The sequence below is a fragment of the Nevskia soli genome, assembly GCF_903970205.1.
Classification (GTDB): domain Bacteria; phylum Acidobacteriota; class Terriglobia; order Bryobacterales; family Bryobacteraceae; genus Bog-113.
In genome coordinates this window covers 1-12,604 of sequence record NZ_CAJCHS010000166.1, presented here as the reverse complement: position 1 = coordinate 12,604, position 12,604 = coordinate 1, and the positions used below count along the sequence as shown (strand labels likewise).

Here is a 12,604-nt window from a genome sequence, read left to right as displayed (position 1 = left end):
CGGAATGGCCTCGGAAATACCTCCGCTTTTTAGAAGGGCTAGCTCCTGAAATCCTCCCAAAATCCATATATTCACCTGAGCCCACGGAGACCTAACCCGTTTAGATTAATATGTTTGAACATTTGGCGCTAGGCGTGCTTGCTCATGCGCCCATAGCTCGAACTCTTTCGTTGGAAATCTAAACGTTCCGACACGTCGCCGCAACCTTGTCGTCGCGCCGTCGGGTGGCGGGGACTCGCTGCCCGAAGTTTCACATTCCAAAATTGGGGGAAAAACATGAAAAAGGCTTCGGCCTTACTAGCGCTTTCGGCGGTCCTATCGTTAGGGTCAGCCAAGTTATTTGGACAGGCGGAAACAGGTCAGATCGCCGGCTCCGTGCTTGACGCCAGTGGCGGCTCGGTAGCCAATGCGGCAGTCAAGGTCACCAACGTGGCCACGGCGGCTACCCGCGAAACCACGACGAGTTCATCGGGCCTGTTCACGGTCCCGAACCTGGAACCCGCGGATTACAGCGTCACGGTCACCGCGCCGGGGTTTACGACCTATGAGTCGAAGGTGACGCTGGCGGTCGGCACAAAGGTCGGCCTGGATGTAAAACTCCAGATCGGACAAACCGGCACCGTTGTTGAGGTCACCGAGAGCGCCGTCACCATCAACACCGAAACGCAGACGATCCAGCAAAACCTCACTACTAAAGATATTCTGGAACTGCCGACGCTCTCGCGCGATCCCTACTCGCTGGTCGTCACCTCGGGCAACGTCAGCGAAGACGACCCGTCGGGCCGCGGCGCGGGCGTGGCGATTAACGGCCTTCGTTCCGCGAGCACGAATATCCTGCTCGATGGTGTTTCCAACAACGACGAGTTCACCGCGTCGGTGGGTCAGACGGTGCCGCTCGATTCGGTGCAGGAAATCGGTATCGTGACGAATAACTTCACGGCGGAAGTGGGCCGCGCGTCGGCCGGAATCATCAACGTCACGACTAAGTCGGGAACCAACGCTTTCCATGGCACGGCTTACGAGTTCAACCGGGTTTCCGATCTGGCATCGAATAGCTTCTTGAATGACGCCGAAGGTATCGGTAAGTCGACCTACGTTTTTAACCAGTTCGGATATTCGATCGGCGGACCTGTCAAGAAGAACAAGTTATTCTTCTTTAACAATACCGAGTGGACGCGTGTCCGGAGCTCGGCGAATGAACAAGCTTACATTCCCGACGCCGCTCTGATCGCAGCGTCGGCGCCGAACACCCAATCCGTGTTCGCGGCCTACGGAAAGCTCGCCACGGGCGTGAGCACGCTCGGCGTTTTTAGCCGGAATCAGTTAGCGGCGCAAGGTAATGATCCTTGCTCGAATGCGAGCGCGGGTTGCTTAACTTACAATCCCAATGCGCCGATGTTTGACCTGGTCAACTACACGGTGCCGGCAAACGCGGGCGCCGGCTCTCCCCAGAACACGTATGACTCCGTCTCGAAGGTCGACTATAACCTCAGCGAAAAAACCACCATCTGGGCGCGCTACGCTATTTATAGCGAAAACGATTTTGCGGGCTCCGTGGTCAACAGCCCATACGCCGGCTACAACACGGGCCAGACCACATTCAACAATGCGATTGCCGTGTCCCTGGTGCACGTGTTTAATCCCAACTTCGTCTCGCAGACAAAACTCGACTTCAACCGTCTGAATGTGGATCAGGGGCTCTCAACAGCCGGCGTCGTTCCCACTTACTTCCTGGGCGCTTCCAACTCGGCGACGACTATCGGTAATTTCAATGTCGCGCTGCCCGGCTACGGTCCGTACAGCCCGGGGAACGCTCTCCCGTTTGGCGGACCTCAAAACATCGGTGAGATGTATCAGGATTTCAGCGTCAATGTCGGCAAGCATAGTATCCGCTTCGGCGGAAAGCAAGATTACATTCGTGACAATCGAAGCTTCGGCGCCTACGAAGAAGCCGATAATATTCTCGGCCTGAGTATCGGACAGGGTCTTGATAACTTCATTGCCGGTCAGGTTTACTCGTTCGCGGCGGCGATTTATCCCCAGGGCGATTATCCTTGCGTAAACGGTGTGCAGACGCCGGCTTGCACCATCACGCTGCCGGTGGGCCCTCCGAACTTCTCGCGAAGCAATCGCTACGAAGAATCCGCTCTGTATGTGCAGGACACCTGGAAGATCTCCAAGCGTTTAACCCTGAACCTCGGTTTGCGTTGGGAGTACTTCGGCGCGCAGCATAACTCGAATAAGTATCTCGATTCCAACTTCTACTACCCCTATAATGTCCAGCCTCAAAACCCGCTGTTCATCCAAAATGTGGAACAAGGCGCTGTTTCGCCGGCTCCCGACAGCGCGGTTGGATCGTTATGGTCGCCTAAGTGGACGAACTTCGGTCCCCGCGTGGGAATTGCCTGGGATGTATTCGGCGATGGCAAGACCTCTTTCCGCGGCGGCTACGGCATCGGCTATGAGCGGAACTTCGGTAACGTTACCTATAACGTGTTGTTCAACCCGCCCAACTACGCCGTCGTCGACTTAGTCGCCGGCAGTAACATCGCGAGTATACCGATCAGCGTCAGCAATGCCGGCCCTCTTTCGGGATCATCCGGTTCGGCGGCCCTGCCTCCTTCCGAGTTGCGCGCGGTTGAGCCGAACATTCCGCAGGCCTACGCTCATCTGATCAGTGCTTCGATTGAACACGCTCTATGGGGCACTCACAAACTCGAAGTTGACTATTCCGCATCGATCGGCGTGCATCAGTACGACATCAACCCGGTGAACTTCCCGGGCACCGGCAACTATTACGGCGGCATCGCCTGCACCCCGGGCGACACCTTGACGGGCGGTCCCGACCCCTGCGCCGCCCCGTTGAATACGCAGTACTCCGCAGTCAATCTCCGCGGGGCCGGCGGAAGCTCTTCTTACAACTCATTGAACGTCCGCTATGACATCGCGCAATTCGAAGGCGTCACACTGCGCGCCAACTACACTTGGAGCCACGCCATCGACGATCTCAGCGATACGTTCAGCAGTTCCTACAATCAGTTCAACCTGGGCTACACCGACTTCCAGAATCCTTCCGTGGATAAGGGCAGCGCGGAGTTCGACAACCGGCATCGCGTCGCCCTGCTGACGATCTGGGAGATTCCGTTCGCCCGGCACTTGCACGGCGTAGCCAAGTACGTTTTGGATGGCTGGGAATTTGCACCCATTTTCACGGCCCGCACGGGCGCTCCGTTCAACGTTTACGATCTGAGCGGCGACTACGCGATCTACACCCGCGTGGTCACGAATGCCCCCGTCCCCGGCGCCACGCGCATTGCGTCGGGCACCGACAACTATACGCTCTACACCTTCGGCGCAGGAGGGATTCCGACCAGCACGTACATTAATCCCAAGACGGGCGATTCGGATTTCGGTCCCTTCCCGGCCAACATGACCGGACGCGATTCATTCCGGGCGCCCGGGTCGCTGGATCTCGACACAGGGATCTATAAGTCCATCAAGTTCTCCGAGACGATGTCGCTGCAGCTCCGGCTGGAGGCCTTCAACGCGCTCAATCACGCGAATTTCGGCGTGAACGTCGGCTCCGCGTACATCGGCGGCGGCACGCCCGGCGGCGCCGGTGGATCCGGTACGATCACCGGGCTCTACAATGGAAACCGCAACGTGCAGCTGGGCGCCAAGTTCGTCTTCTGACGGACGCGTTGGTCCCACAGCCTATCTCACTCTCGCTGTACTCGCGACCGAGGCATCACCGCCGGTCGCGAGTGCAGAGTCATTTAACGTGCATCACGTCATCGTTCATTGAGAAGACATTTTTGAAGTCTTTCTCGTATGGGAACACGTGAATCATCCACGTAAATACATACGGATGAAAGTTGCCTCGCGCTGCGTCGCACGCCTCTTTTGTCTTGATGGAGCCGAACATACCGAACTTAGGATGAGCGCCGAAGTACTCGTTGGTGAGATCGGCCGGAGCCGCGCAGAAGTTTACGTGCTCGTGCCATCGGGCGATGCTCAACGGGATGCGCTGGTTTAAGTCGTCTTCCGTCGCTTGCGGGTCGGCCGTGTACATCACGCCTTCTAACTTGAAATCTTTGTGCGGCTTCACGTAAAGCAGCGCGGTGGGCCTGGTCGGGTCGAAGTGGGTATTGGCCGCGATCCCATTCGGCTCGTTCATGAAGTGATACTGAGTCTGCTTCACCTCGGGGTTCGCGAATACGTAACCATCGGCAATGGCGTTCCTGGAGTCCTTGTAGCGCTCCATGGCTGCTTCCGCTTCGGCTACCACCGCCTTTGCTCTTTCCTCATCGCCGGGCTGCTTCGGCCGCACCGGCGTCATGATCATATGTCCGGCCATTGCCGCCATGCTTGGGCCCATGTCGCCCATATCGCCTTTGCCGCCCTTACTTCCCTTACCGCCCATATCCATTCCCGGCATGCTGTCCATCTGCCATGCGCTTCCGGAGGAGGTCGGCGCCAACGCGATCACCAATGTGAACAGCAACCTTGGAATTCTCGGCATCTAATCGAATCATCGATCCGGAAGTCCAAAGAGGCAATAACCACATTTGCAGTTACCGCGATAACCACTGGCCGAGCGACAGCCGGCGTGCTTGCCGAACGGATTATCAGCGATGCGCCCCCGCGCTTAGTGTTACTTCCTGCGCCAGCAGTTCCCTGACATTCTTTAGAAACTCCGCCCTGGGAAACGGCTTCAGCAGAAGGCGAGTACCGGGCGGGGGCTTCCCGCTTTCGGGCTGTCCTTCATCTTCATCAAAATCCGCCGCATATCCCGAGATGAAAAGAATCTTCAATCCCGGCCGCGTTTGCACCAGTGTGCGCGCGATCTCGAATCCCCCAAGATTCGGCATCAACAGGTCGCTTATCAGTAAGTCAATTCGTCCAAGGTGTTGCTTCGCTACGCGAATCCCTTCTTCCCCGGAGCCGGCCTCAAGAACGTTATAGCCACTGCCCGCAAGGTAGTCCAGGATCAGGCGCCGCACTCCGGATTCGTCTTCAATAAGTAGGACGGTGGCGGCGTCGCTTTCTTCCAGGATGGGCGCGTGCGGCAATGGTGAGTCGACCGGCGGTTCAGATGAAGGCTCCCGCGCCGTATCCTGCGCCGACGCGCGCGGAATGCAGATTGTAAATACGCTCCCTCTGCCGGGCTCGCTCTCCGCCTGAATCGTCCCGCCCAGGCCCTCGACGATGTTATGCACGATCGCCAGCCCCAGACCGGTTCCCTTACCCACTTTCTTAGTCGTAAAGAAAGGCTCGAACAAACGCGTTGCTGTTTCAGCGCTCATCCCGATACCCGTGTCGGTGACCCTCAGCTGAACATAGGCATCGTTTCCGGCGGCATCGGTCGCGCCGCCGCTGCCGCTCTCACCGCGCACGACGCGATTGATGGTTTCGATAACGATCGCACCCCCCGCGGGTATCGCGTCCCGGGCATTGGTTACCAAGTTAGTCAATACCTGCTGCAATTGTCCGCGGTCGGCCCAGACTAATCCGAGGTTCTGATCCAGTCGAAATTCCAGTTCGATCCGCGCACCCGCCAGCCGCCTGAAGAGTTGTTCCTCGCTCAGAATGATTTCGCTCAGATTGACCAGCTTGTTCTGCTTCGACTCTTTGCGGCTGAAGGTCAGCAACTGCTCGGCAAGTGTCGCAGCGTTTACACCGGCCTTACGGATATTGCTCAACGCGTCGGACTCCGGAACGCCCGGTTTCATCTTTTCGAGTAATTCATCTGTATATCCCAGAATAATGAAAACCAGATTATTGAAATCATGCGCCACTCCCGCCGCCAGCCGGCCCACTTCCCGCATCTTATTGTCGTGGCGCAGATCCATCGCCTGCTTATGCCGGGAAGTTGCATCGCCGAATTGAATGACGGCTCCCACCACCTCTTCACCGTCAACACTGAGCGCCACCTCGCCCTCGACCCGAAACCATTGTCCGGAATGCTTGCTGGCGAGCAGCCCTTCGGGCAAAGGCCGGCGCGGCTGCCAGTCGCCGGGCAGCGGCAGCAGTTCTCCGGCCTGTAGACCCGCTTGCGGTCCGGCAATCGGCAGAATAAGCTCCACGTCGAGTCCATGGGCGTCCTCATCCCGCCAGCCGGTGATCGCTTCGGCGGCCGCGTTCAGATACTGCACCTTGCGGTCCCCGTCGATGACGAGAATCGCTTCTTTGATGGTATCCAGAACCGTCCGCATCCAGGCCCGCTGGGAGCGCGTTTCGTGCCGCGATGGATGGTTGTGGATCGCCATCTCGATGGCGTGGCCCAAGGCGGCATACTGAATCGGTTTGGTCAGAAAGCCTGCCGCGCCGGTCATCTTCGCGCGGTCGATCGTCACCTGGTCGGAGTGCGCCGTCAAATAGATAACCGGGACATCGGAACGCTCCCGCAGCACCGCCGCCGCAGCGATTCCATCCATTAAGCCTTTGATGTGGATGTCCATCAGTATTAGTTCCGGCGCGCGCTCCTTGATTTTCGTTAGAGCCTCTTCGGCGGATTGCGCGATTCCCGTAACGTCGTATCCCGCTATCAATAAGCGCGATGCGAGATGGCTCGCGATCATCCCTTCGTCTTCCACGATAAGGATTTTCGCGTGATCGGTCGACTTCATTATCTTCTAATCGAAGCGGTATTACCTCTGGATAACTATTGACTTTTACTCACAACGCTGCCTAATACTATCACTATTTACAAAGGGTACACAGTAATATTTAATTTATTCAGTGTTTTTTAAGTCAAAATAAATCACCCCCATCGATAACCTTAAGAAGTTTTCTGAAATCAGAACATGAGCGCCGCATTCAATTGGAGACAAAACGGCGGAGTTTGCCACCGCGTCGTAAGAGGTTGGGTTGAAACGCCGCGCATCGATTGCCGCCGTGATCTGCGGAATACTTCTAAATACGGCACTCCTGGCGCAGTCGGACCGCGTCGTTGCGCCTATAAGTAACAGCTCGTTGTTTGAGCTGCCCCCCGATATTCCCTCCGGCGCTCAGCCCGATCGCGATACCGGACCGGTAGATCCGTCTCGGGTCATACAGCCCGTCACCCTCCTTTTTAAACCCTCGGATCTACAGCGAAAGGCGCTTTCTCAGCTGCTCCTCGATCAGCGCAATCCATCTTCGCCGGCTTACCACCGATGGCTCACGCCTTTTGAATTCGCCGATCAATTCGGATTAAGCCCCCATGATTTCGTCGCAATTATCCGATGGCTCGAAGCGCAAGGATTGTCAATTACCTATAGGGCGAACGGGCGGAATTGGATCGCTTGTTCCGGTACGGCCGCCAACTTACAAAAAGCGTTTCACACGCCCATCCACTATTTCCAGGAAAACGGACGAACGTACTTCGCAAACACCGCGACTGTTTCGATCCCGGCTGCTCTGGCGGACGTTGTGTCCGCCGTCCGCGGGCTCGACGACTTTCATCCCGCCCCGTTCCACCACGATCCCCGAAGCGTGCGGCCCGAACTGACCTTCAACGGCGCCCACTACCTTGCGCCCGGAGACATCGCGGCCATTTACGATATCAATCCTCTGTACGTCACGGGCGTCGACGGCGCCGGTCAAAAGATCGTCGTCGCGGGACAGACCGACGTCGAGTTATCCGATATAGCCGGCTTTCGTTCCATGTTCGGACTTCCGGCGAACCCGCCTCAGCCCGTGCTTTACGGCTCGGACCCCGGCTTCAGCCCGGACGATGTTATCGAAGCAGATCTGGATCTGGAATGGGCAGGCGCGGTGGCGCCGGGCGCGTCCATCATTTATGTCTACTCGTCGGATGTGTTTGACTCCGTCTTTTATGCGATTGATCAATCCCCCACGCTTGCGCCCGTGATTAGCCTGAGTTATGGGGGATGCGAACAGGAGAACCGGAGCTATCTGGATGCGCTGGGAATCGCCGCTCAACAGGCCAACACCGAAGGAATAACCTGGGTTGCGTCCTCTGGCGACAGCGGCGCCGCCGCCTGCAACGCGCAAACGGCTTCTGCAGCAACGCTGGGTCTGGCGGTCAATGTACCGGCCAGCATTCCCGAAGTTACCGCCGTCGGAGGCGCCGAATTTAACGAAAACGGCGGCACTTACTGGAATAGCTCGAATGGAACCAATCTGGCGTCCGCTCGGGGCTACATCCCCGAGATAGCCTGGAACGACACGATACAGTTAGGCGTCCTGAACGCGTCCGGCGGAGGAGTCAGCACCTACTACCCCACGCCCCTCTGGCAAACCGGCACAGGCTTCCCGAACGACGGTTTCCGTGATGTGCCCGACGTCGCCTTGAGCGGATCAGCGTACCACGACCCATATGTCTTCTGCACGAATGGCGAGTGCGCCAATGGTTTCCTGGGTATTGTCGGTGGAACCTCCGTCGGCGCCGCCGTCTTCTCCGGCGTTCTTGCGCTCTTGAACCAATACCTGACTTCGGCCGGTTACATCAGCCAGCCTGGGTTAGGCAACGTGAATCCCGTTCTATATCAGCTTGCCGCAACTGCCCCGCTTGCTTTCCACGACATCACGACCGGGACGAATGTGGTGCCTTGCGCGGCACGGACGCTAGATTGTTCGGCCGGCTCTTATGGTTACTTTGCGGGCCCGGGCTACGATCAGGTAACCGGCCTCGGAACTGTCGATGTCTATAATTTAGTCACTTCCTGGGAGGCTCCCGGCACTTCAGAACAACCGCCAACGGTAGTAACCACCCCAGCTTCGTCCGTCACCAGCGCGAGCGCTACAATCGCCGCAACTGTAAACCCTAACGGACTAGAGTCACAGACCTGGTTCGAATACAGCACCAGCAGTTCCATGGATAACCAGACAACGGTTGACGGCACCAACCTGGGCGCGGGCACCTCGGCAACGCCGGTAAGTTTCAACCTAACCGGTCTAGCCGCTTCCACGACATACTTCTACCAGGCGTGGGCTTCGAATTCGGCCGGCAGCGCTTACGGTATGATCCTGAGCTTTACCACCGATCCGCCCGGGCCGGGAAATCTACTGCAGGTGAACGCGTCGCCGGTGGCGGGCGGTGTCGTGCAGCCCCTTACCGGCCAGACCTACCAACAGGGAACCACGGTGCCGCTTACCGCGGCGGAGAACACCGGATGGACTTTCTCAGGTTGGACCGGCAGCGTCGCCAATCCTGTCAGTCCCGCCACGACGGTGGTGATGAGTACTCCGCAATCCGTCACCGCGAACTTTATTCCGGGCCCGTTCACCGACGTCCCCCCCGGCAACCCTTTCTTTGATGCAGTGAATCTGTTCTACTCCCACGGGATTACAGACGGCTGCTCGCCAACCCTGTACTGCCCGGACGACGCTGTTACCAGGGCACAGATGGCGGTTTTCATCGTTCGCGCCGTGTATAACGGCGATAACTTTACCTTGAACCAACAAACCCCTTACTTCGCGGACGTCCCCGAGGGCAGCTTCGGGTATAACTGGATTCAGAAGCTCTATGAACTCGGCATCACCACGGGCTGTTCCGCCGGATACTACTGTCCGAACGATCCCGTATCGCGCGGTGAAATGGCTGCCTTCATCATCCGCATGAGGTACGCCGGCGCTGCGTTCACGTTCTCACCCACCCCGGTTTTTACCGATGTCCCATCGAGTGCCGGGTTCTTCAACTACATCCAGCGCATGGCCGAGGACAACATCACTTCCGGCTGCGGCGGCGGGATGTACTGTCCGGACGATTCAGTCACGCGGGGCGAAATGGCGGTCTTCATCATGCGCGGCGCTTTCAACTGGCTGCTGCCCGTGAACAGCCCTGCGATTGTATCGGTCACGCCCAATCAGCTCAGCTGTTGCTCGCCGGTTACGGTTGCGGTTACGGCAGCGAACACAAACTTCATGCAAGGCGTGACGACGATAGTAACGCCGCAAGGCATCACCTGGTCCAACCTATCCGTCTCGAGCCCAACCGCATTCTCGGTTGAACTTCAAGGCACAATTACTCAGCCCGAGCCGGTCTATGTGCAGACCGGGTCCGAGCAGGAAGTTCTGCCCAACAGCCTGCTGCCGCCCAGTTAGCACTATTGGCGTTCCGACTGAAGCAGTAATGCCGCCGCGAACTCCGCGCTACACCACGAAAGCGGCGATGCCGGACTTACCTCGGCGCCGTCCGGTGAGATATGTTCCGGCATCAACCCATACGAGTTCCCGTTCCGCATCATCCAATCGATGTAACCCTGCGCCGCAGACTTCTGACCGCGTAACGTTTCATACTCCGCCGCGGCAGCGGTCGTAAAGAAGAAAACTCCGTGGCCATAGCTCGCCAACCCGGGGTCCGGCGAGTCGAAATACTCCATCCCGCCTCCCAGCTTCACGGTGTTGTTCTTATAAAAGACGTTCGATAGCTCCAACTCGCGATGGTTCGGATATCCCCAGATCACCCCGACATTAGCGGTCGTGTCCCATAAGGAAAGCTTCTGCCCCTTACCGGGAAGACTCTCGCCATTCGGGCCTTTCACACCCGTAAAGCGCACATCCCCATAAGTCCGGCGCGCCGGATCGAACATCTGAGATAGAGCCGCCGAAATCCTCTTGGAGGCCCCGGCATAGCGAACTGATCTCGCCTTATCTCCGAACTCACGGGCCATCCGGGTCGCGGTAGACAAAGCCGCGGCATCGATCATATTCGTCGCCGGCAAATCACCCGTCCACTCCACGATGCCGCCCTCGTGCAGCAATCCATTCGGGCCAATGTGCGCGACTAGAAAGTCCGCCAGTAAGTACAGCAGCGTCGAATCCACCGGCCAGACACCCTTCGCGCGATGGTAGGCATTCAATAAGTAAATGTAGTAACCATTGGCGTCCCACTCCGGCTCATCGAACCGCGCTCCGCTCCCCGCGTCCACCGCCTTCGCGTGCGCGTCATATCGCGCGTACCATTCACCCGGACTCTTCATCGGCACCTGCGGCTGTGCCCAGAAATCGATCACCTGCCTGGCCTCATCCGCATGACCGCTCAACAACAAAACCCGCGCGCACATCATGGCGTCTCGCGGGTAGAGTTGCGGCATGTTATTGGTGACGAACTGCCCGGTGATATCCGCCGGAATTTGGCCATTCAGGTTCGCCGATTTCACGCAATATAGGTTGCGCTTGTAAGCCTCCAGATACTCCGCCGGTATAGACGGCGCCTTGCCGCTATCCATCCAGGTATTCCAATACTTACCTGCAGCCGCCTCAAGGTTACCCTTACTTCTCATCCGAGCGACCTTTGCGACCGCTTCGCCCTCTGAGTTAGCCGGAACGATCATCACCTGAGCTTGCGACCCCGAACCCGTGACAACGACCGAGGCGCCCGTTGCGGATATCTTGTCTTGTGCCGACTTAGGAGCGACCGCCAGCACAGTTCCGTTCGACCATTCCGCCAGCGCAATGTCATTAACCAGGCGGAGCGAGCGGAGCGCAATGGTCTGATCCGTCTTGATCGTGTCCCGCAACGCCGCCGTAAACTGAAAGCTCCCTTTCGCGCCGACCAACGAGACGACCGCGCCATCCGGATCGACGAAGCACAGTACGGTCTGAGTAACTCCATTGGCGAAGGGCGTCCTGGTGCGCGTCGTGAAGAAGTTGCTCATCCCGACAACCGGCGCGGCCTCAGGTGTTAGGGCGTTTCCATCTTCTCCTAGCAACCGGAAACGAGTCGAGGCGACATAATCCGCCGTGTAGTCTTTGAAGTAGAAATGCTGTATGCCTTCAGCGTGCGTTGAAGTAGTGATCCGGCTATCGTCGGAATAAACAGCTGTCAGGTTGCCATTCCCTAAGACCGCGTACCCTTTCCACGGGACCTGCGGAACCTGCCCCTCACAAATGGCGCTTATGAACAATAAGCCCAAACCGAACTTCCAGACTCGAACCGGCATGGGACGATTCTAATCCCGCGGAAAGGTAAGTCAGCCGCAAACCCGCCCAGACGTGTTGCTGCGCTGAGGATTTGCAGTTTGCGTTCGACAGCGGTGATTGTCCGCGGATCTTCGCGGAAAGCATTGAATTCCATGCCGGCCGTAAACTGCTCGATCATTTGAATTGCGTCCAGGATATCTCGAAGCAGTTCGCTGGGACTCCTAAGAGGCAAGCACAGCCTCCCGCTCCCGAACACCATCCTTTAGCGTGGGAGCGGGAGAAAGGTCTACCTTCACCCGGAGTAAATCCGCCAGCCGATTTTCAAGCCGTACTCTGACGAGTTCTTTACCTAAGGCGGCCTGTGAGACGGAGGACAGACAAAATCGATTCGGCTTTCGGCCATCCGCAACCGTGGCGAGGCGCTCCCTCGAAAATGACCCCCAAGATACACCGTTCCACCCGGATAGGGTCAACTCGGCTGACAGCGGAGGACCCTCCCTTTCGGTCGGGCTCGGAGTGGGGCTGTACGGCTTCCTCGACCCGGCTGGATGGCCTTTTCATCCTTGGTTGCGAACCAAAAGGTCATGCCGAACTCAGTAACACAAAATCCAATCACAATCCCGAATTCCCCTTAAGACCCTCGCCGCGTCTGCTATCCCTGAATCGAAAGGAACCTCAGTATGACCGCAAGCACTCTCGCAAGATTCGGCAATCCGGTCAGATCCGCATGCGG

The 12,604-nt window shown here is 57.7% G+C and carries 6 protein-coding genes; 2 read left to right on the top strand and 4 right to left on the bottom strand.

What is annotated here, in order from left to right:
* Positions 1-276 precede the first annotated feature (276 nt).
* Complete coding sequence (locus H1Y01_RS07540; RefSeq protein WP_180539830.1) at positions 277-3,693, top strand: TonB-dependent receptor; 3,417 nt, start codon at positions 277-279, stop codon at positions 3,691-3,693.
* A 79-nt stretch (positions 3,694-3,772) separates the two neighbouring features.
* Here H1Y01_RS07540 and H1Y01_RS07535 read toward each other — a convergent pair whose 3' ends face one another.
* Positions 3,773-4,522 carry a hypothetical protein gene (locus H1Y01_RS07535; RefSeq protein WP_180539829.1) on the bottom strand — a complete coding sequence of 250 codons (750 nt, stop codon included), beginning with the start codon at positions 4,520-4,522 and terminating at the stop codon, positions 3,773-3,775.
* Between the two features lie 106 nt (positions 4,523-4,628).
* A complete protein-coding gene (locus H1Y01_RS07530) occupies positions 4,629-6,629 on the bottom strand; it encodes an ATP-binding response regulator (protein WP_180539828.1) in 2,001 nt (666 codons plus the stop codon).
* Between the two features lie 241 nt (positions 6,630-6,870).
* On the opposite strand from H1Y01_RS07530, the gene H1Y01_RS07525 reads away from it, so the two are divergent.
* Positions 6,871-10,050: a protease pro-enzyme activation domain-containing protein gene (locus tag H1Y01_RS07525; protein ID WP_180539827.1), complete on the top strand. Its 3,180-nt coding sequence runs from the start codon at positions 6,871-6,873 to the stop codon at positions 10,048-10,050.
* 2 nt (positions 10,051-10,052) lie between these two features.
* Here the strand turns inward: H1Y01_RS07525 and H1Y01_RS07520 are convergent, their stop codons facing one another.
* Both H1Y01_RS07520 and H1Y01_RS19965 read right to left on the bottom strand, forming a co-directional pair.
* Positions 10,053-11,891 (bottom strand): hypothetical protein, encoded by a 1,839-nt coding sequence (locus H1Y01_RS07520; RefSeq protein WP_180539826.1) that lies wholly within the window; start codon positions 11,889-11,891, stop codon positions 10,053-10,055.
* Positions 11,846-12,130 (bottom strand): HepT-like ribonuclease domain-containing protein, encoded by a 285-nt coding sequence (locus tag H1Y01_RS19965; protein ID WP_367399778.1) that lies wholly within the window; start codon positions 12,128-12,130, stop codon positions 11,846-11,848. Before H1Y01_RS19965 ends, H1Y01_RS07520 begins: the two co-directional genes overlap by 46 nt.
* Positions 12,131-12,604 lie beyond the last annotated feature (474 nt).

Coding starts and splice junctions, on each gene's coding strand:
- H1Y01_RS07520 (WP_180539826.1), bottom strand. CDS start 11,891: ATGCCGGTTCGAGTCTGGAAGTTCGGTTTGGGCTTATTGTTCATAAGC.
- H1Y01_RS19965 (WP_367399778.1), bottom strand. CDS start 12,130: ATGGTGTTCGGGAGCGGGAGGCTGTGCTTGCCTCTTAGGAGTCCCAGC.
- H1Y01_RS07535 (WP_180539829.1), bottom strand. CDS start 4,522: ATGCCGAGAATTCCAAGGTTGCTGTTCACATTGGTGATCGCGTTGGCG.
- H1Y01_RS07530 (WP_180539828.1), bottom strand. CDS start 6,629: ATGAAGTCGACCGATCACGCGAAAATCCTTATCGTGGAAGACGAAGGG.
- H1Y01_RS07540 (WP_180539830.1), top strand. CDS start 277: ATGAAAAAGGCTTCGGCCTTACTAGCGCTTTCGGCGGTCCTATCGTTA.